General features: G+C 58.3%; 29 protein-coding genes. 10 read left to right on the top strand and 19 right to left on the bottom strand.

Annotation, left to right across the window (positions count from 1 at the left end; genetic code table 11):
- Positions 1 to 17 precede the first annotated feature (17 nt).
- Positions 18 to 530, top strand: a complete 513-nt coding sequence (locus H7847_RS00575) for a MarR family winged helix-turn-helix transcriptional regulator (RefSeq protein WP_227267439.1) — start codon at positions 18 to 20, stop codon at positions 528 to 530.
- Here H7847_RS00575 and H7847_RS00570 read toward each other — a convergent pair.
- The 3 genes from H7847_RS00570 to H7847_RS00560 are packed head-to-tail and all read right to left on the bottom strand — an operon-like array spanning position 524 to position 2,377.
- Positions 524 to 1,273 (bottom strand): DUF1194 domain-containing protein, encoded by a 750-nt coding sequence (locus tag H7847_RS00570; protein ID WP_406675951.1) that lies wholly within the window; start codon positions 1,271 to 1,273, stop codon positions 524 to 526. The genes H7847_RS00575 and H7847_RS00570 overlap by 7 nt on opposite strands.
- Positions 1,242 to 1,955 carry a DUF1194 domain-containing protein gene (locus tag H7847_RS00565; RefSeq protein ID WP_227267438.1) on the bottom strand — a complete coding sequence of 238 codons (714 nt, stop codon included), beginning with the start codon at positions 1,953 to 1,955 and terminating at the stop codon, positions 1,242 to 1,244. The genes H7847_RS00570 and H7847_RS00565 overlap by 32 nt, the downstream gene beginning before the upstream one ends.
- Complete coding sequence (locus H7847_RS00560) at positions 1,949 to 2,377, bottom strand: VOC family protein (RefSeq protein ID WP_227267437.1); 429 nt, start codon at positions 2,375 to 2,377, stop codon at positions 1,949 to 1,951. The genes H7847_RS00565 and H7847_RS00560 overlap by 7 nt, the downstream gene beginning before the upstream one ends.
- A 182-nt stretch (positions 2,378 to 2,559) precedes the next feature.
- Between H7847_RS00560 and thyX the strand changes: the two genes are divergently transcribed.
- Together thyX and H7847_RS00550 are read left to right on the top strand one after the other, a co-directional pair.
- Entirely contained in the window at positions 2,560 to 3,489 is a 930-nt protein-coding gene (gene thyX / locus H7847_RS00555) for an FAD-dependent thymidylate synthase (RefSeq protein ID WP_227267436.1), read from the top strand.
- A gap of 88 nt (positions 3,490 to 3,577) precedes the next feature.
- On the top strand, positions 3,578 to 4,084 hold the full coding sequence (locus tag H7847_RS00550) for a hypothetical protein (protein ID WP_227267435.1): 507 nt from the start codon (positions 3,578 to 3,580) through the stop codon (positions 4,082 to 4,084).
- A 494-nt stretch (positions 4,085 to 4,578) separates the two neighbouring features.
- Here H7847_RS00550 and H7847_RS00545 read toward each other — a convergent pair whose 3' ends face one another.
- Both H7847_RS00545 and H7847_RS00540 read right to left on the bottom strand, forming a co-directional pair.
- On the bottom strand, positions 4,579 to 5,136 hold the full coding sequence (locus tag H7847_RS00545) for a hypothetical protein (protein ID WP_227267434.1): 558 nt from the start codon (positions 5,134 to 5,136) through the stop codon (positions 4,579 to 4,581).
- A 510-nt stretch (positions 5,137 to 5,646) separates the two neighbouring features.
- A complete protein-coding gene (locus tag H7847_RS00540) occupies positions 5,647 to 5,853 on the bottom strand; it encodes a cold-shock protein (RefSeq protein WP_227267433.1) in 207 nt (68 codons plus the stop codon).
- A 189-nt stretch (positions 5,854 to 6,042) separates the two neighbouring features.
- Here H7847_RS00540 and H7847_RS00535 point away from each other — a divergent pair, with 189 nt between their 5' ends.
- Positions 6,043 to 6,360 carry an arsenate reductase family protein gene (locus H7847_RS00535; RefSeq protein ID WP_227267432.1) on the top strand — a complete coding sequence of 106 codons (318 nt, stop codon included), beginning with the start codon at positions 6,043 to 6,045 and terminating at the stop codon, positions 6,358 to 6,360.
- Between the two features lie 14 nt (positions 6,361 to 6,374).
- Here H7847_RS00535 and H7847_RS00530 read toward each other — a convergent pair whose 3' ends face one another.
- The 5 genes from H7847_RS00530 to thrS form a co-directional block, all read right to left on the bottom strand.
- Positions 6,375 to 6,923 (bottom strand): DoxX family protein, encoded by a 549-nt coding sequence (locus tag H7847_RS00530; protein WP_227267431.1) that lies wholly within the window; start codon positions 6,921 to 6,923, stop codon positions 6,375 to 6,377.
- A complete protein-coding gene (locus H7847_RS00525) occupies positions 6,920 to 7,678 on the bottom strand; it encodes an HvfC/BufC family peptide modification chaperone (protein ID WP_227267430.1) in 759 nt (252 codons plus the stop codon). Before H7847_RS00525 ends, H7847_RS00530 begins: the two co-directional genes overlap by 4 nt.
- Positions 7,675 to 8,529 carry an MNIO family bufferin maturase gene (gene bufB, locus H7847_RS00520; RefSeq protein ID WP_227267429.1) on the bottom strand — a complete coding sequence of 285 codons (855 nt, stop codon included), beginning with the start codon at positions 8,527 to 8,529 and terminating at the stop codon, positions 7,675 to 7,677. Before bufB ends, H7847_RS00525 begins: the two co-directional genes overlap by 4 nt.
- An 84-nt stretch (positions 8,530 to 8,613) precedes the next feature.
- Entirely contained in the window at positions 8,614 to 8,916 is a 303-nt protein-coding gene (locus H7847_RS00515; protein ID WP_227267428.1) for a BufA1 family periplasmic bufferin-type metallophore, read from the bottom strand.
- Between the two features lie 201 nt (positions 8,917 to 9,117).
- Positions 9,118 to 11,076, bottom strand: a complete 1,959-nt coding sequence (gene thrS / locus H7847_RS00510) for a threonine--tRNA ligase (protein WP_227267427.1) — start codon at positions 11,074 to 11,076, stop codon at positions 9,118 to 9,120.
- Positions 11,077 to 11,268: 192 nt separating this feature from the next.
- Between thrS and H7847_RS00505 the strand changes: the two genes are divergently transcribed.
- Entirely contained in the window at positions 11,269 to 11,514 is a 246-nt protein-coding gene (locus H7847_RS00505; protein ID WP_227267426.1) for a hypothetical protein, read from the top strand.
- On the opposite strand, the gene H7847_RS00500 is transcribed toward H7847_RS00505, so the two are convergent.
- Together H7847_RS00500 and H7847_RS00495 are read right to left on the bottom strand one after the other, a co-directional pair.
- The gene (locus tag H7847_RS00500; RefSeq protein WP_227267425.1) at positions 11,511 to 11,957 is read right to left on the bottom strand and encodes an MAPEG family protein; all 447 of its coding nucleotides are present in this window, start codon (positions 11,955 to 11,957) and stop codon (positions 11,511 to 11,513) included. The genes H7847_RS00505 and H7847_RS00500 overlap by 4 nt on opposite strands.
- A 3-nt stretch (positions 11,958 to 11,960) precedes the next feature.
- A complete protein-coding gene (locus tag H7847_RS00495; RefSeq protein WP_227267424.1) occupies positions 11,961 to 12,719 on the bottom strand; it encodes an ArsR/SmtB family transcription factor in 759 nt (252 codons plus the stop codon).
- Between the two features lie 120 nt (positions 12,720 to 12,839).
- Between H7847_RS00495 and H7847_RS00490 the strand changes: the two genes are divergently transcribed.
- Both H7847_RS00490 and H7847_RS00485 read left to right on the top strand, forming a co-directional pair.
- A complete protein-coding gene (locus H7847_RS00490; RefSeq protein WP_227267423.1) occupies positions 12,840 to 13,595 on the top strand; it encodes an alpha/beta fold hydrolase in 756 nt (251 codons plus the stop codon).
- 144 nt (positions 13,596 to 13,739) lie between these two features.
- A complete protein-coding gene (locus H7847_RS00485) occupies positions 13,740 to 14,450 on the top strand; it encodes an alpha/beta fold hydrolase (RefSeq protein WP_227267422.1) in 711 nt (236 codons plus the stop codon).
- Between the two features lie 11 nt (positions 14,451 to 14,461).
- On the opposite strand, the gene phaZ is transcribed toward H7847_RS00485, so the two are convergent.
- Complete coding sequence (phaZ, locus tag H7847_RS00480; protein ID WP_227267421.1) at positions 14,462 to 15,754, bottom strand: polyhydroxyalkanoate depolymerase; 1,293 nt, start codon at positions 15,752 to 15,754, stop codon at positions 14,462 to 14,464.
- Between the two features lie 111 nt (positions 15,755 to 15,865).
- Here phaZ and H7847_RS00475 point away from each other — a divergent pair, with 111 nt between their 5' ends.
- The 3 genes from H7847_RS00475 (at position 15,866) to phaR (ending at position 18,970) form a co-directional block, all read left to right on the top strand.
- Positions 15,866 to 17,671: a PHA/PHB synthase family protein gene (locus H7847_RS00475; RefSeq protein WP_227267420.1), complete on the top strand. Its 1,806-nt coding sequence runs from the start codon at positions 15,866 to 15,868 to the stop codon at positions 17,669 to 17,671.
- A 141-nt stretch (positions 17,672 to 17,812) separates the two neighbouring features.
- Positions 17,813 to 18,259, top strand: a complete 447-nt coding sequence (locus H7847_RS00470) for a phasin family protein (protein ID WP_227267419.1) — start codon at positions 17,813 to 17,815, stop codon at positions 18,257 to 18,259.
- A gap of 135 nt (positions 18,260 to 18,394) precedes the next feature.
- Entirely contained in the window at positions 18,395 to 18,970 is a 576-nt protein-coding gene (phaR, locus tag H7847_RS00465; protein ID WP_227267418.1) for a polyhydroxyalkanoate synthesis repressor PhaR, read from the top strand.
- Between the two features lie 11 nt (positions 18,971 to 18,981).
- Here phaR and H7847_RS00460 read toward each other — a convergent pair whose 3' ends face one another.
- From H7847_RS00460 to H7847_RS00435, 6 genes are all read right to left on the bottom strand, one after another.
- Positions 18,982 to 20,286, bottom strand: a complete 1,305-nt coding sequence (locus H7847_RS00460; RefSeq protein ID WP_227267417.1) for an NAD(P)/FAD-dependent oxidoreductase — start codon at positions 20,284 to 20,286, stop codon at positions 18,982 to 18,984.
- Between the two features lie 16 nt (positions 20,287 to 20,302).
- Entirely contained in the window at positions 20,303 to 21,661 is a 1,359-nt protein-coding gene (locus H7847_RS00455) for a glutamine synthetase family protein (protein ID WP_227267416.1), read from the bottom strand.
- Positions 21,661 to 22,338 (bottom strand): type 1 glutamine amidotransferase, encoded by a 678-nt coding sequence (locus H7847_RS00450; RefSeq protein WP_227267415.1) that lies wholly within the window; start codon positions 22,336 to 22,338, stop codon positions 21,661 to 21,663. Before H7847_RS00450 ends, H7847_RS00455 begins: the two co-directional genes overlap by 1 nt.
- Before the next feature lie 3 nt (positions 22,339 to 22,341).
- Entirely contained in the window at positions 22,342 to 23,676 is a 1,335-nt protein-coding gene (locus H7847_RS00445; protein ID WP_227267414.1) for a glutamine synthetase family protein, read from the bottom strand.
- Between the two features lie 89 nt (positions 23,677 to 23,765).
- On the bottom strand, positions 23,766 to 24,572 hold the full coding sequence (locus H7847_RS00440) for an ABC transporter permease (RefSeq protein ID WP_227267413.1): 807 nt from the start codon (positions 24,570 to 24,572) through the stop codon (positions 23,766 to 23,768).
- Positions 24,569 to 25,453 carry an ABC transporter permease gene (locus tag H7847_RS00435; RefSeq protein WP_227267749.1) on the bottom strand — a complete coding sequence of 295 codons (885 nt, stop codon included), beginning with the start codon at positions 25,451 to 25,453 and terminating at the stop codon, positions 24,569 to 24,571. Before H7847_RS00435 ends, H7847_RS00440 begins: the two co-directional genes overlap by 4 nt.
- Between the last annotated feature and the right edge of the window lie 41 nt (positions 25,454 to 25,494).

Below are 25,494 nucleotides of genomic sequence, written 5' to 3'. Positions count from 1 at the left end.
TTTGTCGGAGTGCGTATATGAGTATTCAGGATCCCATCAAGTCCGAAGAAGCCCGCGCTGGTCAGCACCAGGGGTTTATGATCGGTTATCTCGAAGCCTTGTCGCTGGTCGAGCGTCTTCACAGGCTTCTGCTCGACGTTATCAAGGATGAATTCGAACGGGTTGGCGTGCTTGAAATCAATGCCGTCCAGGCGCTTTTGCTGTTCAATATCGGGGACAACGAGGTCACTGCCGGTGAATTGAAAAGCCGGGGCTACTACCAAGGCAGCAATGTCAGCTACAATCTCAAAAAACTGGTTGAGATGGGGTATATGCACCACCAACGCTGTGAAATCGACCGCCGCTCCGTTCGGGTAAAGCTGACCGACAAGGGTCGTAAGATCCGTGATGTTGTGTCGACCTTATTCCTGCGCCATGCGGAAGGTCTGGAGCATAAAGGGGTGCTTGGCCCTGAAGGGATCGACGACATCACAAGGTCCCTCAAGCGCATGGAGCGTTATTGGTCAGACCAGATCCGGTACATCTACTGAAGCCTGCCCATTACAAAGTCTTCCAACTCTCGTCTCAGTTTTCGTGTCATCGCGTCTGCATAATCTTCGAAGCCCAGGGACGTTTGCACGAATGCCCCGGGGCCGGTGATGACTTCAGCTTGGAAGTATGCGGAAAGCTCACCGATTTCGGTCTGGCGTCTGTCATCTGATGCCGGGGCGTCGGTTCCAATGACAAGAGCATTCACCGTGATGCCCCGCGCGCCGATGGCGTCTTTGAGATGTCGTGGCCGAGGCCCCAGATTGGATTTCCCGTCCCCCGATATATCGAGGGTGCGTTTCCAACAGTGAGCGCGTTCGTCAAGAAACTGTGCTCCAACTGTCATCGCAACACCTAATGCGGTGCCTGGTGTTGCGGACCGCCGTTCTGTACGGGCAAGTTTTTCGCTGATCGCAGAAATCGAGTTCAAGTCTGACAGAGTCGTCCAGGGAACCAAAATGGCTTGATCCGTTGGCCCGCTCCATTCGAAAATGAGGATGTCGATTGGTGCGCTTGGCATCGCGAGGATGGTGCGAACCACATCGGGACTATTGAGCGCCGTGACGAGGCCGTCCAATTGCAGACGGTACTCGTGCAAATCCACTGAGCCAGATACATCCAGCCCCAAGGCTAGAGCCTGGCGGCAGTTGGCCTGTGCAAGCTGGGGTATCAAGCCTACGGTCAGGGCGAGGAGGAGGCCACGGGGAGACACCTTAACCCTTCGACTCTGTGTCGGGAATAGCATTCCCGATCACCGGTGGCGTCAATTCCCGTTCCAGCTTCCGCCGCATCGCGCGCTCATAGTCTTCAAATCCCTGCGCAATCTCGACAAAAGCGCCGGCTCCGCGGATAACCTGCCCTTTGTAGAACGCGATGAGGCCTGTTTCAGCCTCGTAATCCGCACCATTCACCACCAGCCCGTTGACGGTAACGCCGTCAAACGGGAAGGCGGCATAGGCTTGAGCGGGGCTGAACCCTTCATTGTTTTGTCCGTCCCCGGCCATGTCGAGCGTCTTGTATAGACAATCCGGAGCGCGTTCCAGCATTCCGGCCCCATAGCCAAGCGCGTATCCCATAGCCGTCGGAAAATCATTGTGACTGCGCTTGCTCTGCGCGATCACCTCAGCGGCATGCAGCAGGACAGAGGGGCGGTCGATCAGTGTCCAGTTCAGCAGCACCTCCTGATTGTACCTCCCGGACCACTCATAGACCGCCAAAGCGACCGGTTGATCGGTTGCGAAAAACGCGGCGCGTACTTCGGGAGAGGTCAGGGCGGCCACCATGCCACCCCGCTGCAACACGTCTTCGCGCGCATCAACCGAGCTGGACACATCCATCGCAAGCACCAGCGCAAGACGGCATTCCGCCGCTTCAACCGCCGGTGCGATCAGGCTGCCCAGCCCGGCCAATGCCGCAAACCTCACCAATGCCCGGTGTTTTCCATACTGGACCACGGCTCGGCCGGGGCGAGGTTGTCGCCCTCCTGCAAAAGCTCGATCGAGATGTTGTCGGGGGAGCGGACAAAGGCCATGTGCCCATCGCGCGGGGGGCGATTGATCGTGACGCCATTGTCCATCAGGTGCTGGCAGGTCTCGTAAATGTTGCCCACCCGGTAGGCCAGATGGCCAAAATGGCGGCTGTCGCTGGGCAAGGCGTCATCGCCGTCCCAATTGTAGGTCAACTCCACCGGGCACTCCTCCTGCCCGGGTGGTGCCATGAACACCAGCGTGAAGCGCCCGCCTTCACTGTCCATCCGGCGGGTTTCTTTCAGGCCCAGAAGTTCGTAAAATGCGATCGACTTTTCCAGATCTTTTACCCGAACCATCGTGTGCAGATACCTGAGGCTCATTCATTCTCTCCTGACTGATAAATTGTTAAGATAGCTTAGCATGACAATCTGCTTGCGCCAGCACCATCCCGCAGACGTGATGGGGGGCTGATAGTTTTGCCCTCTACCCTATATAGCTGTTCCGCCCCGGCATTTGCCCAGATATAGTTGCGGGCGACTCACGCCCCTTGAAAGGACAGCTCATGCCGCTCAGCCCGGACCAACAAGCCGAAATCGACGACCTTCGCGCAACGCCTGCGCCGACCCTGCGCGCGGTCGCGCCGGGCATGGAGGCACATCTTTACAAGGCTGTCCCCGTTCTCGATCACGGTTTTGTCCGGGTGATCGACTACATGGGTGACGATGCGGCCATCTGTCAAGCGGCGCGCGTGTCCTATGGAAAGGGCACAAAATCGGTCCAGAACGACGAAGGGCTGATCCGCTATCTCATGCGTCACTGGCACTCCACCCCCTTCGAGATGTGCGAGATCAAGCTGCACGTGAAACTGCCCGTCTTCGTCGCGCGCCAGTGGATTCGCCACCGCACTGCCAACGTCAACGAATACTCCGCCCGCTACTCGATCCTCGACCGCGAATTCTACATCCCCGCGCCCGAACACATCAACGCGCAATCCGTGGTCAACAATCAGGGCCGGGGCGGTGTGCTCGAAGGCGCCGAAGCCGCCCGGGTCCTCGAAATCCTCAAGGCCGACAGCAATCGCGCCTATGATCATTACGAATCCATGATCTCTCAGGATGGGCCAGATGGTGAAAAGCAAGACGGCCTGGCCCGTGAACTCGCCCGCATGAACCTGCCCGCCAATGTCTACACTCAATGGTACTGGAAGGTGGACCTGCACAACCTCTTCCACTTCCTGCGCCTGCGCGCCGACGCCCACGCCCAATATGAAATCCGGGTCTATGCGGACGCGATTTGCGCCATGGTCGCCGACTGGGTCCCGGCGGCTTACGGTGCGTTTGAGGATTACCGCCTGGGCGGGGCCACCATGTCCGGCAAGGCGCTGGACTGTGTGAAGCGTATGCTGAAAGGCGAGGACGTGACGCAGGAGACGAGCGGTATGAGCAAGGGCGAATGGCGGGAGTTTATTGGGGTTTTGAATGACCCCGCGTAGTCGGGGTTGAAAGGCTCCAAGAGAGCGTTTCAATTGGAAAAATGGGTGCGCCGGGAGACGTGGCCAGATGTTTTCAGGAAACAAAGTAATGGCGATAAAGTATTCCTGCGGGTATTGCGGTGTTGTTTCTATAGGTAGATTGCGAGGGCATCACACTCGTAAATCTGAAAGCATAAATATGCGTTCATTTTGTCTTGTCGCGTGTGATAGTTGCCAACGGGGTTCATTTATTAGCTTTCATTTGAATTCAGGTTATTGGCATCGTTTTGAAGGTTATCAGGAAGACAAGGTAGTTATTGATTTTGAAGAATTATACGAGGCCGCCCAGTTTCCAAAGCCTGATTTGAAAGTACCGGACTTTCTACCCGATGTTTTGAAGAACACCTATTTGGACGCTGAATTCAACTTTGCGGCAAAAAGGTGGAAAGCTGCAGTGCAACTATATCTGCAAGCGCTCGAATTTGCATGTATTACGATTAAATCTGGCGTTGGCGAAACGCAGGCCGCGGATGAGTCAGCTGAAAAGATAGATCTGACGCGTCGAATAAACGATTTGGCGTCTGACGGATCGATAACCGATGCATTGAAAGAATAGGCGCATCAAATCAGGGTAATTGGACAGTATCACAAGCATCGCTACGTTGAAGCATACGAAGGTGATTGCAACGAGTTGCGAGGCTTTGTTGATATGTTTCTTCAGTACTCAATCTCCATGCCCGGAAGACTTGAGGCAAGGCGCCAGCGACTAAAAAATCACTAAAGTTTCCAAGGATGGTAGTGCCCAATCTGTGATTGGGCAGCGCCCGAACCGCCCCCACGGGGCGGACGCTTCGCTTCCTGCCCCTCGGTTCGGGCGCGGTGCCATGTTGAAAATGTATTGCTTGTCACTCCCTTTCCAAGACGCCACTCACCCCATCGGTTGAGACGCGCTGGGGCCAATTGACGGCGCCGCTTGTATCTCCGGGCCGTGTCCAGAAGGCCATTCCTTTCAGTTCTGAAGCCAGATGTCTCAACCGAGAGGATCACTTTCAGGTAACGAGAATGCTCGGGCCATGGTGAGCAACTTGCCCGCGCGCAGGGAAAAGCCTCTCAGCATTCGCCCTTCCGCTCGCGACCGGGGGTACAGCGCTTCGCCCTGTCTTCCTCCTCTTCTTCCAGCTCGGCGAAATCACCGTCGCCGCCACCGTCCCCACGATCATTGTCCTCATTGTCATTGTCCGCGTCACTGCCTCCGTTGGAGGCTGTGTCCGTCCCGCTGGGATTGGTATCGCCAGCATCCGTCGCTGTGTCTGCGGTTTCAGTCCCGGCATCCTCGGAATTCTGGTCCGCATCTGCGGTTTCCTGATCGCCTGTCTCGGCGTCGGATCCGGTCGCCCCGCCGTTCTGCCCGCCACCGGCCTCTCCGTTATCTGAGGATTGCTGGCCTGAGTTATAAGAGTCTTGGCCGTTGTATTCGCCCGAGTAGGAATTGTCGTCCTGCGCGCTGTTGAATTCGCGGGCCACTGCCCGTTGCCCTTCCCTGAGCTTTCCGAACATCGTCGTATTGTTCTGCTCCAAAGATGCCGCTGTTTTGGTTGTGCTGACCTCGGCGCCATCGCGCGTCATGGCGACCGTTACGGCCGCCAGCGCGACGCCCATAGCAGCCATGATCACAAAATCTGTGGTTGTCGCGCCGCTCTCACTGGCTCGAAAAGCGCGCAGATGACGTGTTAAGGCGGGCAGACCAGGCAGCGGACGGGGAGTAAAAACATACTTCATAGCGCGGGCACTCTTTCTATGATCACCAAATTGTGTGGAATCTGTCTAGAGCGGGCGCGTGTCGGGAAAAGGATCGAGTTCTGGTTTCTTTTGAGCAAAATTGTGGTGTAGCGGCTTTTTGCGCAACAATAATGGATCCACTGCAGGGATTGTTCAAAAAAGCTGCCTCTAAATGCGGCCTATTCTTTGATCCACGGGTCGCAGAAAATACGCATGACACAGTAGGCGCGTCACAAAAAAACGCGTTGCGCCAGACCTAGGACGGGAAGTATGCTGTGCCATCTGGATCTTCAACATCGCTGTTTGATGCCGTCGTTGCGTCGGTCAACGCAGGGCACTTACACGGTATATCGGTGCATGTCGCTTGCATGCACCGTCTCATAGGCTGAGCTGTCAGGTTTAAAGAAGCTTGAGATCACTTGCCATTTGTCGGCCGTCGCGGCCTTCGCTGAGCTCGAAACTGACTTTTTGGTCGTCTGCGAGCCCTGTTAGTCCAGAACGTTCAACGGCGGAAATGTGAACAAAAACGTCAGATCCCCCGCCTTCGGGTGCTATGAAACCATAGCCTTTGGTTGTGTTAAACCACTTAACGGTGCCAGTTGGCATCTGTTCCGGGCCTCCTTTTACATTGCCACAACGTCCCTTGATCGACGTTGTCTTCTTTCCAGCGCAACCGGATGTAATCCGAACCTGCAGTACGATTAAGAAGATTGTACTTTGTTGGAAAAAATCAACCCACTGGCCGTGTAAACCGATCAAAACTGCTTTAGGACAGAGATGAAGCGGGGAATAATTATGCAACTTTACGGGCTGAAAAACTGTGATACATGCCGCAAAGCGCTGAAAGCTTTGCCGACTGCGCAACTGTTAGATGTGCGGTCGGAGGGGGTGCCGTCCGAAGTATTGGGAGCCGCCCATGCAACCTTTGGGGACGCCCTTTTAAACACGCGATCAACGACCTGGCGGGGACTATCTGATCAAGAGCGCACCGGGCCACCGCTGGCGCTGATCAAGGCGTATCCTGCCTTGATGAAACGCCCTCTGATTGTCGATGAAGACCGGATGTATCTGGGTTGGACCGCAGAAGTGCGGGCCGCTCTGGGAGCGGCCTGACGGGCCCTTCGCATTCAGGCTTCTGCCGTGCGGCGGCGCAGCGCGTTATCGAGCGACAGGGGCCCGGCGCCTTTGATGACAATCACCAGCAGCAAAAAGACCCAGAAGGCCCGCTGGTCCAGAATGACACTGTCGGGAAAGCGGTCGAACCATGCGCCGAAAGTCTCCGTGTGTTCAAAGCCGCCGTGACCGTAGAGGTCGGTCAGTGACTGCACGACAAGAAAGCCAATCATGCCCAGGGCAGACAGGCGGGTCAGCAGGCCGATCACGATCAGAGCGGGCAGGATGAACTCCGCCAGGGTTCCGGCCGTGACAACAGCCCAGTGCCAAAGCGACAACTGTGTGATGTCAAAGGTGACCGCTTCCATGGCTTTGGGAAAGATCTGTGCATATGCGCCAACGGAGGGTTGGAAAACCCCCAGTGCTCCATCGCCAAGCTTTGTCATGCCAGACACCCAGAAATACATCAGCAGCGTACCTGCAAAGACAAGACGCGCCAGCGTCGTGAGGACCCAATCAGCTCGGGAGAGGCGATCGGTGAGGGTGGAGTATAGCGTAATCATTGTATTTCCTTTGTCGTGTTTTCCGTCAGCGCGGCAGTGCTGAGCGCCAGCGTCAGGGTAGAGGCCAGATCGAACGTGGGGTGCGTGGCGGCCGCTTTTTCGCTGGCGGCACCAAGGCTGTGACCTGCGGTCAAGGCGTCAAGCCAAAGAGCCGCCCCTGAAGGCAAAAGGTGAGGCTGGGGATCAAAATCGGCGCGCGTCACCATCACGTCCTGCGGAACCGCTTCGGGCTTGGGCGCATCCGGTATCATGTTGAAGCGCCAGATGTCGAAGAGCGGCCAGTTTGAGCAGAGAACCTGGGTCGCGGGGCTCGGCGATATCTGCAATGCCATCACAGCGCGTGGGTCTTGTTGCAGCCGGAGGGGATCAAGTGGCTCAGCATCGCCGGCGTGATAGGATCTGCGTATCGCCAGATCGAGCCGCGCACAGTCCGACAGATACCCAATATGCGCTAAAGGCTCGAAGCTATCCAGGAAATCTGGCAGCGCTGCGCCATAGTGCATCATCAGTGGTGACCGGGGGGGATGGGCGCGGACGAAAACACCTGCCAAACGATCAAACGTCTGGCTTCCCAGCAGTTTATGCACCAGCGGGAAGCCTGTAGAGAGCGCTTCGGTCAGCGACAGCACGACATTATTTCTATAGACGGCAAAGCGCGCTCCGGCGGGGGCGCCCCGGCCATCTTTCAGGCCTTCGGGCACTGCAAGATCTGCGTCTATCAGAGCGTTCCTGAAACCTGATTGGGTAACAGTCATGACGCAGGGATCAATGCGCGCGCTGCCCGGTTGGCCTCTGCCCGAAGGGTGGACCAGTCGGGGACATCCGTATCCCATTCGACCAGCACGGGGCGCGGACCGGTCTTTGCCAGCGCATACGCCAACAGCCCCCAAACCGGGTCGACCACCGGTTTGCTATGGCTGTCGATCAAGAGTGGCGCGCCATGATCGTCGGTGTCTTCGTCATGCCCGCCGACATGGATTTCCCCAACGGCGGCAAGCGGATAGGCATCGATATAGCCCTGGGGTGAATATCCCAGATTGGTGGCCGAAATGAAGACGTTGTTGACATCGAGCAAAAGCCCACAACCGGTACGTCTGACCAATTTGGCGAGAAAATCAGTCTCGCTCCAGGTGCTTTCTGCAAAGGCCAGGTAGCTTGACGGGTTTTCCAAGAGCATCTGGCAGCCCAGCGTTTCCTGCACCTCATCTATATGGTCTGCCACGCGGTCAAGCGTCGCGTTCGTGTAGGGCAGGGGCAAAAGATCGTTTAGGAACTCGGCCCCATGCGTTGACCAGGCCAGGTGCTCTGAAAAGCTGGCAGGTTTTGTCCACGCGACAAGGTCCTTGAGCCGCGTCAGATGTGCCTTGTCCAAAGGGTCCGCGCCGCCAATGCTGAGCCCGACACCATGCACAGAGAGGGCAAACCGCTCCCTTAGCGCGCGCAGTTGCGCGTGGGGCCTGCCACCATCGCCCATGTAGTTCTCGGCATGGATTTCGAGCCAGGCCACGGGGCCGGGATCTTCCATCACATCGTTGAAATGTTGGGATTTGTATCCAACGCCCGGCGCCAGAGGCAGGCGGTCAGATCCTTGGGATGTGTCAAGCATTGGGCTCTCCGGATATTGCGGTCAGCCGACTATTTCAAAAGCGGCGCCCGGCGGACTGACCGTCGGGCGCACCACTTGTTTCAGTTATGCCGGCAGGTCGCGCTCAAGCTCTTCGAGCGAGCCCTGACGCGGTGTGCCATCGGCCATATCGGGCAGTTCAATTTCTGCGCAGGTGCCTGCGTCGACCAGCGTCCATGCGTTGCCTTGGTAGTCAACCGTAGATGTGCCAGCGCAGGTTGTGCCAGGGCCGGCGGCGCAGTCGTTCGCACCAGCAACGGAAACACCGTAGCATTTTTCCTTGGCGGCAGCTTGTGCAGTTGTCGACTGCGCAACAAAGGCGGCAGCCACGGCACTTGCGATTGCAACGGTTTTCATCGTGTTTGACATCTATTCTTTCCCTTATTTGCGACCTGTCGGTCAGTTGCCCGCTAGTTGTAACAAAGCTCGTCCAACATACCATTCACGAGCCTGTGTGTCACATCTGTGTCAGCAAAGGGTGAGTGATTGGCGGGGAAATTCGAAAAACTCAGGCAAAATGTTTCAAATTCACCTGAGTTTTCCGATTTTACGGTGAAGCCGGTTGTTTTGTTACAAAAGATCAGGAGGCGTTGCCTCGCGACCCAAGGCTTGTGTTACAGCGTTCAACGACTCGACCGAGGTCTTTTTCTCCCCGAGGCGCCGCAGCGTGACTGTCCGCTGTTCGACTTCACGGGCCCCGACGGCCAGAATAACCGGTACTTTCCCAACGGAGTGTTCGCGGACCTTGTAGTTGATTTTTTCGTTCCGCAGATCGGCCTCGGCGCGCACACCTGCGGCTTTCAGCGCGTCCACAACCTCCACCACATAGTCATCCGCATCCGAGATGATCGAGGCCACGACCACCTGCCGGGGGGCCAGCCAGAAGGGCAGCTTGCCCGCCGAGTTCTCGATCAGGATGCCGATGAACCGCTCGAAGGATCCCAGACAGGCGCGGTGCAGCATGTAGGGCCGATGCTTGCCGCCGTCCTCGCCGATATAGGTGGCGCCCAGACGCTCGGGCAGGTTCGGATCCACCTGAAAGGTGCCACACTGCCAGACCCGGCCGATGGCGTCGGTCAGGTAGAAGTCAAGCTTGGGGCCGTAAAAGGCACCATCTCCGGGCTCCAGGGTAAACTCGCGCCCGGTGGCCTTGATCGCGGCCTCCAGCGCGCCTTCGACGTGATCCCAGCTCTCGTCGCTACCCACGCGCTTTTCAGGCCGGGTGGCGAATTTGATCTCGAACTTCTCGAACCCCAGATCATCATAGATATCGGCGAGGAAATTGATGAACTTCGCGCATTCCGCCTCGATCTGATCTTCGGTGCAGAAGATATGCGCATCGTCCTGCGTGAACCCGCGCACGCGCATGATGCCGTGCAGCGCGCCTGAGGGCTCATATCGGGTGCAGGCGCCGAACTCGGCCAGGCGCAGCGGCAGGTCGCGATAGGACTTGAGGCCCTGATTGAACACCTGCACGTGGCAGGGGCAGTTCATCGGTTTCAGCGCGTTCACGGCTTTCTCAGCCGCGTGCTCCTCCTCCACCTCAACGATGAACATGTGCTCCTGGTATTTCTCCCAGTGACCCGAGGCTTCCCAGAGCTTGCGGTTCACGACCTGCGGGGTGTTGATCTCGCGGTAGCCGCCTGCGCGCTGCTTGCGGCGCATGTAGTCCTGCAGAGTGGTGTAGATGGTCCAGCCGTTGGGGTGCCAGAAGACCTGGCCCGGCGCCTCCTCCTGCATGTGGTAGAGGTCCATCTCGCGGCCCAGCTTGCGGTGGTCGCGCTTGGCGGCCTCTTCCAGCATGTTGAGATGCGCGCGCAGCTTCTCCTTGCCGGTGAAGGCCACGCCATAAATCCGTTGCAGCATCGCGCGGTCGCTGTCGCCACGCCAATAGGCGCCCGCAATGGACATCAGCTTGAAGGCATCACCCGGGACCTGACCGGTGTGCTGCAGGTGCGGACCACGGCAGAGATCCTGCCAGTCGCCGTGCCAGTACATGCGCAGCGGCTCATCGCCCGGGATCGCCTCGATCAGCTCGACCTTGTAGGGCTCGCCCAGGTCCTCATAGTGCTTGATCGCGCGGGCGCGGTCCCAGACTTCGGTGCGCACGGGGTCACGCTTGTTGATGATTTCCTTCATCTTTTTCTCGATGAGGCCGAGGTCTTCGGGGGTGAAGGGCTCCGCCCGGTCGAAGTCGTAATACCAGCCGTTCTCGATCACCGGGCCGATGGTGACCTTGGTGTCCGGCCAGATCTCCTGCACTGCGCGGGCCATGATATGGGCAAGGTCGTGTCGCACGAGCTCATTGGCCTGCTCTTCATCCGCCATGGTGTGGATGGCGATGGAGGCGTCTGCGTCGATTGGCCAGGCCAGATCGTAATGCGCGCCGTTCACGGTGGCCGAGATGGCTTTCTTGCGCAGCGAGGTGGAGATGCTGGCCGCCACATCGCCTGCGGTCACGCCAGCGTTGTACTCACGTGCATTGCCATCGGGAAAGGTGAGGGAGATTACACTGTCTTTTGGGGCCATCTCGGGCGCTCCTCGTCGGTTTGGCGCCTACGAGACGCCCGGTTGCGGGTATTTGGGAGGTGAATGAACCTGCGCAGACAGGCTGTCAAGCCGCTGAGGGCTGTATACCGAAGAATACGTTGACTGCGACATCTCGTGTGGTATTTCCGACATGTTTCCAATCGGAAACCGGGCGTTCAAAAGAGGACTGCAATGGCACGGTACAATAAAACTTTCGAACTGAGCATTCATGATGTCGATCTCATCGAAGAGGCCTTGCGGGCGCGGTCTCGCGAGTTGTGCAAGATGCGCCGGGCTTTGTCTGATGAAAACCCTGCTAATATGGAGTCTGTCAGTGTCATCGAGGCCGACCAGCGCGAAAATGAAGAGCTGCTGGGCCGTTTGCATAATCAAAAGATATTTTACCGTCCCGGCGCGACCCCTTACGTCAGCGGCTAGTCACGCCGGGCTGCTGTGTTTACGCCGCGTATGCGGCGCAGGCCATCAACAGGCAGCACACCCACCCGCCGGTGAACAGGATCGGGCGCAGCGGAAATCACGCAACCCCCGAGATCATCCCTGCGGCATGTCCCACCCTGAGCCCGAAAAATGCAATCGCCGTCCAGTAGGTGAGCGGTGAGTACCCATCCAACCGGTCCACGATCAGGACAAGGGACAAGGACTGCAAAGGGCAACAGCTGCTCCAGCAGGTTCAGATGTGCGCGGTGCGCACGGTGGACCCAATCCCGAAATCCAACCAGCGGGGCAGGGCGGGCGAAGGGATCAATGCCAGCCTGCGGATACGTGTTGACCCCCACGATGTACGAGATCCACAGGGAGGCGGCAAAAACTGCCAGCATCACGACAATACCCAGTTCGGTCGACAACGTTGCCGGTTCCACAGGTCAGGCCTCCATCTCGGCATGCGCAAACTTGATGGTCTGACCGGTCTCGAGCCATGTTTTGAGCCCTGCAAGCGTTCTGTGCCAGCCATCCGCAACGCCTTCCTGACCGGCTGGAATGTCGAAATGCTCCAGCGTCAGCAGACAGTTGTCGCCCTGCGGCTCGATCAGATAGACAAACCGGGACTGGTCCAGCTGGACATCTGGCCCCGCCCAATGCGGCTCAAAGGTGCTCTCGATCCGTGTTTTTGGGGTCAGCTGCGTTTCGGTCAGGACCAACATCTTGCGGCCATCCTCGAACTTCAGGATCAGTTTGTTGTCCTCGCGCACGCAGCTTCCGGCCACGAAATTGAACGCTGCATTGGCCTCCGGATCGGTCAGCGCATGCCACAGGGCGTCCTGGGTGCAGTGGATGTAGGTTTGCATCATGAAATCGGGTTTTGACATCTTGGGTGTCCCTTCAAGTTGAGTTTTGAGATTGATCACCGCTCGTGCCGCCGGTTGTTCGAGCAAGGGCTCGATCCAGCGATCTATTGCGTCCTGCAGGGGCAGGGCATTCAGGTAGTGGTATTTGAACCGGCCTTTCCGATGGGTCACGATCAGCTTGGCCTCTTCCAGCACGCCCAGGTGCTTCATCACGCCAAAGCGCGACATATCGAGCTGTCCCTGCAGGTCGAGCAGGCTCTGCCCGGGTTTGGCCCGCAGGCTGTCAAGCAATGCGCGGCGTGTCGGATCGGCCAGAGCTTTGAAAATCGAATCCATGAGAGATCTTATAAGTTACTAACTAGTCACGTGACAATATAGTAACGTATAAAATCTGAAATCGGGGGATTGCAGCGGTGATCTGCTTGCGCGCATGATCGTTGAAAAAGGAAACCTCTCGTGACCACAGCAGAATTCTTTGACAGCCCGAACGGACGGCGGCTGGCCTATCACCGCAGCCCCGGGGGCGGTCCCTGGATCGTGTTTCTGGGCGGTCTGAAATCCGACATGGAAGGCACCAAGGCGCTGCACCTGGAGGCGTGGGCAAAACGTCAGGGCCGTGCGTTTTTGCGGTTTGACTATTCCGGGCACGGGCAGTCCTCGGGCCGGTTTGAGGAGGGCTGTATCGGCGATTGGGCACAGGACAGCTATGAGATTATTTCTGCTCTGACGGATGGGCCGATTGTGCCGGTCGGATCCTCGATGGGGGGGTGGCAGGCGCTGTTGCTGGCCAAAAGGCTGGCCGCGCGGATGGCGGGCATGGTGACGATTGCCGCCGCGCCCGATTTTACCGAAGATGGGTATTGGGCGGGGTTTTCGGATGCGCAAAGGACACAAGTGATGAATGAGGGGCGCGTTGAGCTGCCATCGGACTACATGGAACCCTACATCGTGACGCGCCGCATGATTGAAGACGGGCGCCGCAACCTCGTGCTGCGCAGCCCGCTAACGCTTCCGTGCCCGGTGCGCTGCCTGCAGGGCACGGCGGACACCGCAGTCAGCACCGAGACCGCGTTGCGCCTTCTGGACCACGCCACCTGTCCGGATATGCAGTTGACGCTGGTGAAAGACGCCGATCACCGCTTCTCGGACGGCCCCTGCCTTGGTCTGATCGTGGAGGTTTTGAAAGAGGTTCTGGCCAAGGCGCGGACCTGAACGACCGGCGGTCTGTTGCCGGTGTGGGGGGATAACCGGGTTTGCCAGGACGCGTTATGCGGGTAACACTCTTCCAAAAGCAACTGAGCAGTACAAGGTCCCCGATGACACATCTATTTTCGCCTGACGTCAGGGTCAGCACGGATGGCTGAACCCCTGGTTTTGTTGCCCGGTATGATGTGCGATGCGCGTCTCTTTGGCCCGCAGATCGCCGAGCTGTCCGCGGATACTGCCGTTATGGTCGCCCCGATCACACAAGGGGAACGGGTCGAGGAGATCGCGTCAAACCTCCTCGATCAGTTGCCGCGTAAGTTTGCCCTGGCCGGGCTGAGCATGGGCGGGATTGTCGCGATGGAGCTTTTGCGGCGCGCGCCTGATCGCGTCACGCGGCTTGCGCTGATGGACACCAACCCGCTGGCCGAGACCCCGCAAATCGCCGCCGCCCGCGAGCCGCAGATTGTCGCGGCCCGGGCAGGGCGGATGCTGGACGTGATGCGTGACGAGATGAAGCCAAATTACCTGGCCCCGGGGCCACGTCAGACAGAGGTGCTCAACCTGGTGATGGAGATGGCCGACACGCTGGGACCGGAGGTCTTCGTGCGGCAGTCACGCGCGCTGCAGCGCCGCCCGGATCAGCAGACGACGCTGCGCAAGTGCAAGGTGCCCACCTTGGTGCTCTGCGGGGCGCATGACGCGCTTTGCCCTGTCAAACGGCATGAATTTATGGCGGAGTTGATCCCCTATGCCACGCTCAAGGTGCTGGACAATGCGGGTCACTTGCCACCTCTTGAACAGCCCGAAGAGACCACAAAGGCGCTGCGCGACTGGATGTCCCAGCCTTACGTGTTGCGGTAAAGGGCCTGATCTCAGGCGGCCGCGTTTTTATTGGCTGCCTTTTTGGTTTTGCCTGCGGCTTTCGGCGTCGGGGCTGCGCTGTTGGCATCAATGAAATCCAGAACCAGCGGGCGGATATTCCGACGCCAGCTCTTGCCTGCGAAAATACCGTAATGCCCCGCACCCTCTTCCAGATGGTTTGCCTTTTTCTCTGCCGGCAGGCCAGTGCAGAGATCAAGCGCGGCAACACATTGGCCGGGAGCAGAGATGTCGTCATTCGATCCTTCGACTGTCTTTACAGCGACCGTCGTGATCTTGCCGATATCAACTTTTTTGCCCGCAACAGTGAATTCGTTTTTCGCAATTTCGAGATTTTTGAAGATCCGCTCTACGGTGGAGAGGTAAAACTCTGCGGTCATGTCCATCACGGCGAGATATTCATCATAGAACTTGTTGTGCTTGTCGTGGTCCGCGGCTTCGCCCTGTGCCACCCGCGTGATCTGATTGACGAAAGCCTTTGCATGGGTTTCGCCGTTCATCGAGATGAACGAGCTGAGCTGCAGCAACCCCGGATAGACCATGCGCCCGACGCCGGAATACTTGAAGCCGACCCGCTGGATCATCATCTCCTCGAGCTGGCCCATTGTCACGCGGCGCCCGAAATCAGTTACATCCGTGGGGGTGGCGTCCGGGTTGACCGGGCCCCCGATCAGGGTCAGGCTGCGCGGCTGCGCAGACGGGTCCTCTTCGGCCAGATAGGCCGTTGCCGCCAACGCCAGTGGAGCGGGCTGACAGACCGCAATCACGTGGGTGTCAGGGCCAAGCTCCCGCAGGAAGTCGACGAGATAGAGGGTGTAGTCTTCGATATCGAACTTGCCCGCGCTGACGGGGATGTCGCGCGCGTTGTGCCAATCCGTGATGTAGAGATCGGCATCGGGCAGCAAGCTTATCACGGTGGACCGCAAGAGCGTCGCATAATGCCCGGACATGGGGGCCACCAGCAGCACTTTGCGCTTGGGGACGGGACGGTCCGCAACCACAAAATGCAGCAAGTCGCCAAAGGCCTTTTGAACCACAATCTCCGTGGAAACAAGGTGGTCTTGTGCGTCCTGTGACGGGACCGGCGGGATGTTCCAATCCGGCTTCACAATCATCCGCTGAAAGGTGCGTTCGGTTACTTCACCCCAGGCGGTCAGCCAGCTGAAAGCAGGGTTTGGTATTAGCGCAAAGGCGGGGTATGATCCCATAGCGAGCGCGGATGCGCCCAGCCACTGGTTCGTATTTCGGATCGTTTCCATGAGGTCGTAGGTGGCCATGAAGCGCATAGGGGTCTCCTTCATCAAATGCCCGGACAAATCCGAGACAGTAAGTCGCTTCGCCCCCTGAAAGCCAACGACGTAATGCTGCACCTGCAAACATAGGAGGGAAAACTTCAGATGACAACAGAAAGTGACGCAAGCGTTACCCCAACCGGGGAAACGCTTGAGAAAATGACCCAGAACCTCAAAAAAGTTGAGGCGTTGTCTGAACGTTTGCAGCGTGTTTTTTTAAATAAGCAAGGTCATAACGCCGCGCTGGATGGCCCGAATCAAGGGCTTTTTGGCCGTGCGGCTCATGTCTATTGGGCAGAGATGGTGAACAATCCCGCCAAGGTTCTGGAACACCAGATGAGCTATTGGTCAGAGACGATGAAACACTTTGTGCAGGTGCAGCAAACGCTGGCCAAAGGCAAGCTCCAGGCGCCCGAAGACACCGGCCCCACAGATAAACGTTTTGCAAACCCTCTGTGGGACACCCACCCCTATTTCAATTATGTCAAGCAGCAGTATCTCATCAACGCGCAGGCGCTGGCCAAAGCCGTAGAGGATGTGACCGATCTGGAGCCGGTGGAAAAGAACCGGCTCAATTACTTTGCCAAGCAAATCATCGATATGATGTCCCCCACAAACTTCCTGGCGACCAATCCCGACGCGCTGGAAAAGGCGATCGAGACCGAAGGACAGAGCCTTGTGCAGGGGCTCGAAAACCTCATCAGCGATCTGGAGGCGAACAAGGGCGAGCTGGTGGTCAAACTGGCGGATGAGGACGCTTTCAAACTTGGGCATAATATCGCAACCTCACCGGGAAAGGTGGTCTACCGGAACCGGATGATGGAGCTGGTGCAATACGCCCCGGTGACTGAAGAGGTCTACAAAACGCCGCTGGTGATCTTTCCGCCCTGGATCAACAAGTTCTACATCCTTGATCTGAAAGAGCAGAACAGCCTCGTGAAATGGCTGGTGGAGCAGGGGCACACGGTTTTCATCGTCTCGTGGATCAACCCCGACCCGACCTACAACGACATCGGGATGGAGGACTACATCGAGGACGGCTACCTGGCCGCCATTCGGGAAGTACAAGAGATCACCGGAGAAAAGCAGATCAATGCGGTAGGATACTGTATTGCGGGTACGACGCTTGCGCTGACACTGTCGTTGCTCAAGCAGCGCGGCGAGAAACCGATCAAGTCTGCCACGTTTTTCACCGCCCTGACGGATTTTTCGGATCAGGGAGAATTCACACCCTTTCTGACGGATGATTTCATTGACGGGATCGAGGCGGAGATCGCGGATAAGGGGGTTTTGCCCTCGGTCATCATGGCGCGCACCTTTTCATTCCTGCGGTCCAACGACCTGATCTACGGGCCCGCGATCAAAAGCTACATGATGGGACAGACACCGCCGGCCTTTGACCTGCTCTACTGGAATGGCGACGGGGCCAATCTGCCGGGCAAGATGGCCATGCAGTACTTGCGGGGCCTGTGTCAGCGCAATGAACTCGCCGATGGCGGGTTTGAACTTCTGGGCCACAAGCTCACCCTTGGCGACATTGACCTGCCGCTTTGCGCCGTGGCCTGCGAGACCGATCACATCGCGGCCTGGAAGGACAGCTATCGCGGCATCCAGCAGATGGGATCGAAAGACAAGACCTTTATCATGGCGCAGTCAGGCCATATCGCCGGGATCGTCAACCCGCCGAGCAGAAACAAATACGGGCATTACATGAACCCTGACATGAGCCTTGAATATAGGGATTGGCTGTCAGGGGCGCGCTTTCATGAAGGATCATGGTGGCCCAACTGGGGCGGCTGGCTGAAAAAGCGCTCCGGCCGCAAAACCAAGGCCCGTATTCCGGGTGATTCCACGCATCCTGCCTTGTGTGATGCCCCCGGCACCTATGTCGCGATCAAGGCAACGCTCTGATAAAACTTGGATTTCTGCACCGCGGTGCCAATTTATGCTGCAGTGCAGAAAAAATGCTTGCAATGCTGCACTGCAGCATCTATATTCATATCAGACGCAAAGAGCCGAGATGTCCTCGGAAGGCGATGAAAGGATATTAAAATGAGCAAGACACCTGATATGTCCGCAATGTTCAAAGACGTAATGGGCGCGTTCCCGGTGGATGCATCCGCGTTCGAAGATGCGTTCAAAACATCTGCAACACTGAACGAAAAACTCTCTGCTGTTGCATTGACCGCTGCTGAGAAATCGACAGACATCTCCAGCAAATGGGCGCAGGACACACTGACCAAGCTGTCCGAGATGTCCAAAGCCAAGGCAGACCCTGCCGACTACGCAAAAGCGGTCACAGACTTTGCCTCCGCCTACTCGGAGTCCGCCGCAGAGCACATGGCCGCTTTCGCCGAGATTGCGAAAAAAGCCCAGATGGACACGGTTGAGCTGATGATGGCCGCTGGAAAAGACATGGGCGAAGATGCTTCTGCCGCTGTCAAAAAAGCGACAAATGAAGCAACCGCCGCTGTCAAAAAAGCAGCTAAAGCCAGCTAAGTCTGGAAAGATATTTGCGCCAGATCCTCCCTGACGGGCGCAAAAATACGGGGCGGGCTTGTGAAAGCTCGCCCTTTCTTTTTTCATTTCGGTCGCCTAAGCTTGGGCGCGGCGCTTTATTCTGGGGGACCACCTGTGGTTGAAAAAGAAAAACCTTTACTTATCAAGCGCTATGCAAGTCGCCGACTGTACAATACCGAGACCAGCGATTACGTAACCCTGGACGATATTGCCGGTTTTATCCGGGGAGGTCGCGAGGTGCAGATCGTCGATCTGAAGTCCGGCGACGATCTGACGCGGCAGTACCTTTTGCAGATCATTGCCGAGCATGAAAGCCGGGGCGAGAATGTCCTCCCTGTGGATGTCCTGAACGATCTGGTGCGCAGCTACATGACACCGGGTGCGAGTGTGGTGCCGCAGTTTCTGCAAGCCTCCTTCGAAATGCTGCGCAATGGTCAGAGCCAGATGATGGATCAGATGACCGCCATGAACCCGATGGCCAAGATGCCTGGATTTGAACTGATGCAGGCGCAGCAAAAGGCCTTTATGAAGGCGATGACAGGCGGGCTTGGCGGATCCTCCGGCTGGAAAGGGGCGCCGGGCGCGGAAGACGAAGACGGTGCCGAGACACCTGCCGAACAGGGCGAAGATCTGGACGCGATCAAACAGCAACTCTCCGAGCTTCAGGACAAACTGTCCAAACTCAAATAGGCGGGTCGCGGTCAGACCCCGAGCCGGTCTCGCAACGCATACCACGTCATGGCCAGAACCAGCAGTGGCGTACGTAAAGCGCCGCCGCCCGGAAACGCAGGCGTCGGAATGCATTGCATCGTTTTGAACCCGCTGTCTTCGCCCTCGATCGCACGGGCCATGAGTTGGCCTGCATGGGTTGCCGTTCCCACGCCGTGGCCGGAATAGCCGGAAGCCGACAAGACATTGGGCGCGACCCGCGCCAAATAGGGAAAGCGTTTCATCGTGATGCCCAAGGTGCCGCCCCAGGCATACTCCACGCGCACGTTCTTGAGATGGGGGAACACCATCTCCATCGGTTTGCGCACAACGGCGGCGATGTCTTTGGGGAAGCGGTAGCCATAGCTTTCCCCGCCGCCAAAGAGGAGCCGACCGTCGTGAGAGAGGCGAAAGTAGTTCACCACGAACCGGCTGTCCGCTACGGCCACATCGCGGGTCAACACCTCTTTTGTTCTTGCGCCGAGCGGTTCCGTTGCCACGATGAAGTTATTGATCGGCATGACCCGGGCGGTCACTGACGGGGCGAGGCCCGATAAATACCCGTTGCAGGCCAGGATCGCATGGTCCGCCGTCACATCCCCCTCTTCGGTCCGAATGCGGACCTTGGCGCCGTACTCAAGCGCAATGACGCGGGATTGCTCGCAGATGGTGACACCGGCGGCTTCTGCGGCGCGGGCCAGACCCAGCGCAAAGGCCAGCGGATGCAGGTGGGCCGCCCCCATGTCGAGTATCCCGCCCTTGTAGTCGGGGGAGGGGCAGAGCGCGTGGCAGCCTTCGGCGCTCAGCGGTTCGACCTGATCGTAGTTGTATCTGCTTTGCAAGAGCCCTGCATAGTCGTGCAGATGCTGCACCTCAGCGGGGCTTGATGCGGTCCAGGCGACTCCGGGTTTGAGATGACAGGCGATCTTGTGATCGGCAATCAGACCTTTGACCAGATCTTTCGCCTCCTCGCCCAGGGTCCAGAGGGCACGCGCCTGATCCAACCCCACCATGGTTTCGAGCTCTTCCTGATCGACGCGCTGACCGCTGCCCAGCTGCCCACCGTTCCGACCCGACGCCCCAAATCCCACGCGTTGCGCCTCCAGCAGCACAACCCGCCGCCCGGCCTGAGCAAGATGCAGGGCCGCAGACAGCCCGGTATAGCCTGCCCCGATCACGCAGATATCCGCCCGTTCCGATCCGGTGAGCACAGGGTAGGGCGCAAGCGGCTCGGTCGTGGCTGCGTACCAGCTTTGCGGGTAGGCGCCTTGCGTGTCATTGGCGTAGAGCAGGTCCATGCTGTCCAACCCGCGCCTAGACGTTCAAGAGCAGATGCTCGCGCTCCCACGGCGAGATCACTTGCAGAAATTCGTCGTATTCCGCGCGTTTCACGATGGAATAAACTCGTGCGAATTCGGGTCCGAGCACGTCATGCAAATCAGTTGCCTCTTCAAAGAGTGAAAGCGCCGTGCCCAGGACCCGTGGGATATCACCGTCCCCATCATAGGCGTCCCCTTTGAATTCCGCTTCGGGCTCTTGCTGCGCCACCATGCCGATGTAGCCGCAGGCCAGGCTTGCCGCGATGCCCAGATAGGGGTTGCAGTCCATCCCGGCGAGGCGGTTTTCAACCCGGCGCGCCTCGGCGCTCGACAGCGGAATGCGAATGCCGGTGGTGCGGTTGTCGCGCCCCCAGTTGAGGTTGATGGGGGCGGCGTGATCCTTGACGTAGCGCCGATAGCTGTTCACGTAGGGCGCAATCACGGCCAGGGCGGCGGGCATTTGGTTTTGCAGCCCGGCGATGAAATGGCGGAAGATATCCGTTTCGCTGGCATCCTCGTTGGAAAACACATTGCGTCCGGTTTCGGTGTCAAGCACGGAGTGGTGGATATGCATCGCACTGCCGGGCTCATCCGCGATAGGTTTGGCCATGAAGGTCGCAAAACAATCGTGGCGCAGGGCGGCCTCCCGGATCAGGCGCTTGAAATAGAAAACCTCGTCGGCAAGCCTGACTGGATCGCCGTGCCGAAGGTTGATCTCCAGCTGACCGGCCCCGCCTTCCTGTGTGATCCCGTCGATCTCGAAGCCCTGGGCTTCGGCAAAGTCGTAGATGTCATCGATGACCGGCCCGAATTCATCCACCGCCGTCATCGAATAGGCCTGCCGCGCCGCTGCCGGACGGCCAGAGCGCCCCATCATCGGTTTGATGTCGTGGGCCGGATCGATGTTGCGCGCGACCAGAAAGAATTCCATCTCGGGCGCTACCACCGGTTCCCAGCCCTTGTCGCGGTAAAGCTGGCAGACCCGTTTGAGGACATTGCGCGGGCTGAAGGGCACCGGTGTGCCGTCGCGGTCCTCGGCGTCGTGGATCACCTGCAAGGTCCAGTCGCCGGTCCAGGGGGCGGCGGTCGCGGTTTCCATGTCCGGTTTGAGGATCATGTCCTTTTCAATAAACCCGTCCTCGCCTGCGGCCTCCCCCCAGTCGCCCGTGATGGTCTGGTAGAAGATACTGTCGGGCAAATGGAAATAGTCCTGCCGCGCGAATTTGGAAGCCGGCACCGCCTTGCCGCGGGCGATGCCCGGCAGGTCCGAGATGATGCATTCCACCTCGTCCAGCCGACGCCCCTCAAGGTAGCTTTGGGCAGCACTCGGCAACTCATCCATCCAGTTGGCCATCAGGCCCTCTCTTTCTTGAAAAAATCCGCCATCATCTGTGCGATTTCCATACGATCACTGGGTGCATCCAGTGTTGCTTTTGCGGCCGCGAGCAGGTCATCGGGCACGACACCCTTGCCACGGTGCTCGATCAGACCGGCGATGAAGTCGGCGTCGTATTCGGGATGCGGCTGGATCGTCCAGATGAGATCGCCATAGAGCAGGCCTGCGTTTTCGCAAAAGTCAGTGCGGGCAATGACATCTGCGCCGGACGGACGCTCCACGACCTGATCCTGATGCCAGGCGTTGATGGCGTAGGTGCGGCCACTCATATGGTAATCTGTCAACCCGACAGACCATCCCTTTTCGTACTTTTCAACGCGACCCCCCATGGCCTGTGCAATGATCTGATGGCCAAAGCAGACCCCGATCATCGGGCGGCCTGCAACATAGGCGGCGCGGACGAAGTCTTCGAGCGGCGGTATCCAGTCGTGCGGTTCGTAAGCCCCGTGTTTGGAGCCCGTGATAAGCCAGCCGTCCGCCTGTTCGACAGTCTCCGGGAAAACGCCATCCACCACGGGCCACCCCTCAAGGGTAAACCCGTGGCCCTCCAGCAGACGGTCAAAGTACCGATCATAAAGGCCCTGTTCCATCATCGTATCGGGCGGATGCCCTGTCATCAGAATACCGATTTTCATGGCTCACACCGTATCAAGATAAAGGCCTCCCTGCTCATCAGGTGTTAAATCCTGCATGGATTGCAGTTCCTGCCGCTTGGTCAGCACAAAGTTGCGAATGAGATCGGGGGCAAAGATACGGGCAACCTCTGCGTCCCCGTCGAAAGTGTCTATTGCGGTTTGCCAATCCCCCGGCAGCTGTGGCAGGTCGGTGGCATAGGCATTGCCGGTTATCGGTGCCGGGGGCGTTGCGGCATCCTCGATCCCGCCGATGGCCGCCCCCAGCACCGCCGCGAGCATCAGATAGGGGTTTACATCGCCGCCTGAAACCCGGTGCTCGATCCGGCGCGCGGCAGGGTTTCCCGACGGGATCCGCAGCGCCGCAGTGCGGTTTTCATAGGCCCAGCTGATGCCCGTGGGCGCATGGGCGCCGGGCACCATCCGCTCAAAGCTATTGGCATGCGGAGCAAAAACCAGCGTGCAGCCCGGCATGGCTTTCAGGCATCCCGCCACGGCCTGGCGCAGCAGCGCGCTGCCTTTGGAGCTGCCGTCATCAAACACATTGCGGCCCGCCTGATCGAGCACCGAAAAATGCGTGTGCAGGCCAGAGCCTGAGGTCTCCTGATAGGGCTTGGCCATGAAACTGCCGGCAAAGCCATGACGTCTTGCCAACCCCTTGACCAGCATCTTGAAAAGCCATGCATCGTCAGCCATTCGCAGCGCATCGTCGCAATGCATCAGGTTGATCTCAAACTGACCCATGCCCGATTCAGAAATGGCTGTATCGGCGGGGATATCCATCGCCTCGCAGGCATCATAGAGATCGGTGAAAAAGGCGTCGAACTGATCAAGCGCGCGGATCGACATCGTCTCGGCTGCGGTGCGGCGCTTGCCGGAATGTGGCGAGACCGGTACCGCCAGCGCGGGCCCGGAATCGTCGATCAGGAAAAACTCCAGCTCAACGGCGCAAACCGGGGTCAGCCCGCGCGCCCTGTACCGCTCGAGCACAGCCCGCAAGGCGTGTCGCGGATCCCCATCATAGGGCCGCCCGTCATCGTGAAACATCCAGATCGGCAGCAATGCGGTTGGCGAGGCGAGCCACGGCATCGGAACAAAGCCCCGCTCGGTCGGTTTCAGCACGCCGTCCCGGTCGCCCGTCTCGAAGACCAGCGGGCTTGCGTCAATGTCCTTGCCCCAGATGTCGAGGTTCAGAACAGACATCGGGAAGCGGGTGCCATCCTGCAATACACTGTCAGCAAAGCGGGACGGGATACGTTTACCGCGCGCTTGCCCATTGAGGTCAGAAGCGGCAACGCGGATCGTGCGAACCTCAGGATTCTTGCGAAGCCAGTTTTTCATAGATCACCCGTCTTGTGAGCTGAGGTGACACCGGGATCCGCTCTTTTGCCGCAGCCAGCGTCACCCCTAATTTGATCAAATTATGGATACTACCGGATCAGGTTTGGACGCAACCTCAATTTGGGCTTGGCTTCGCGGGGTAAATGGCGGTTCAGGCGGCCATTCACATAGCCAAAGATCGCCACGATGATCAGGGTCAGCAAGATGAAATATCCGGCCAGAATGGGATAGGGCACAAAGGGGTTAAAGGTCTTGTCCGCAAAGTAATTCGCGTAATAGAGGGCATCGCCGCGTTGCTGCCAGGCCGGAAAGCCGGAGAAGAACACCAGGGCGGTCGCATGAAACAGAAAGATTGCCTCATTGGTATAGGCCGGCCAGGCGAGCCTGAGCATCGTGGGCCAGATCACCCGCCGAAAGCGGGCCCAGCCGGTCATCCCGTAGGCATCTGCGGCCTCGGTGTCGCCTTTTGGTATGGACAAGAGAGCGCCGTAGAAAATCTCCCCCGAATAGGCGGCCGTGTTGAAAAAGAGGACAATCAGCGCTCCAAGCCAGGCCGCCGTAAACGGATCAAAGAAGGGCGAGACGGATTTGAGGTTCAGGAACAGAAAGTAGCCAAAGAAGAACTGGATGAAGAGCGGCGAGCCGCGAAAGATAAAGATGAACCACTCCGCGGGTTTGCGGAATATCTTGCGGGGTGAAGCTTTGCCGACCGCCAGGGCCGTGGCCAGAAAGAAGCCCGTAATCAGGGCAAAGACGCCGAAGTAGACATTCCAGATCATGCCGGATCCGATCAGTGTAACCTGTTGGCAGAGCGTGAAATCTTCACGCGGCAATAGCCGCTCCCCGATGCCGATGGCCCGCAGGCCGTAGTCCTGAATTGTGTCCCAACAGCTCACGCGGCAGCCTTTCGCTGCGCTTCACCGCCCGCTGTTGCCTGCCCATGGGTGAGCCGGTTCATGATCTTGTCGAGAACGACTTCAGACACCCGGGTGAACACCAGATAAAAGACCAGCAGCGCCAAAAAATACCACATGCGCCAATCCCCGTGAGGGTATTCGGTAAAGCGCGACGTTTTGGTGCCACCCAGTTCGCGTGCCCAGTAAACGATATCTTCGACCCCCAACAGAAACAGCAGCGGGGTGGCCTTGATCAGCACCATCCACAGATTGGAAAGACCCGGCAGGGCAAAGACCCACATCTGCGGCACGAGGACCCGCCAGAAGGTCTGCCGTCGGGACAGACCGTAGGCGGCAGCGGTCTCAAGCTGCGCATGGGGGACCGCGCGCATCGCGCCAAAGAGCACATTGGCGGCGAAGGCCCCGAAAACGATGGCAAAAGTGAAAACCGCGAGGGTGAAGCCATAGGTTTCATGCACCCACTGCGGCGCTTCGCCCAAGGGCATTTTTGCCGCTTGGCACACCACGAAATCATTGCCCTGTCGGATCGGTTCCGACCAGTCCGGGCAGAGCGCCCGATGCCTGAGGTATTCAATACCTTGATCCAGAGCGATGACGAAAAACAGAAAGAACGCAATATCGGGCACACCGCGCACAATTGCGATGTAGCTTTTGCCGAACCAGCGCAGAGGCGCAATTGAGGATCGCGCGGCGGACGCTCCGCCAAACCCGAAGGCCAGGGCCACCGGAGCCGTCACGGCCAATAGCAACAAAACGGTCAGTACCGACCAATAGAGCGACATGTGCTTTGGCGTTGTCAGATAGCACGCCATCCATTGCCACTCGGGCAGGGTACTTGGGTCTGTGCAAAAACTGAAAATATCGAGCCTCAATGCAGTCTTAAAAAACGCGGATAAGGACG

Source organism: Roseobacter weihaiensis (assembly GCF_020622345.1).
In the GTDB taxonomy this organism is placed as follows: domain Bacteria; phylum Pseudomonadota; class Alphaproteobacteria; order Rhodobacterales; family Rhodobacteraceae; genus Roseobacter; species Roseobacter weihaiensis.
Note: the sequence above shows the minus strand (reverse complement) of the source record. Positions and strands in the feature narration are given on the sequence as shown.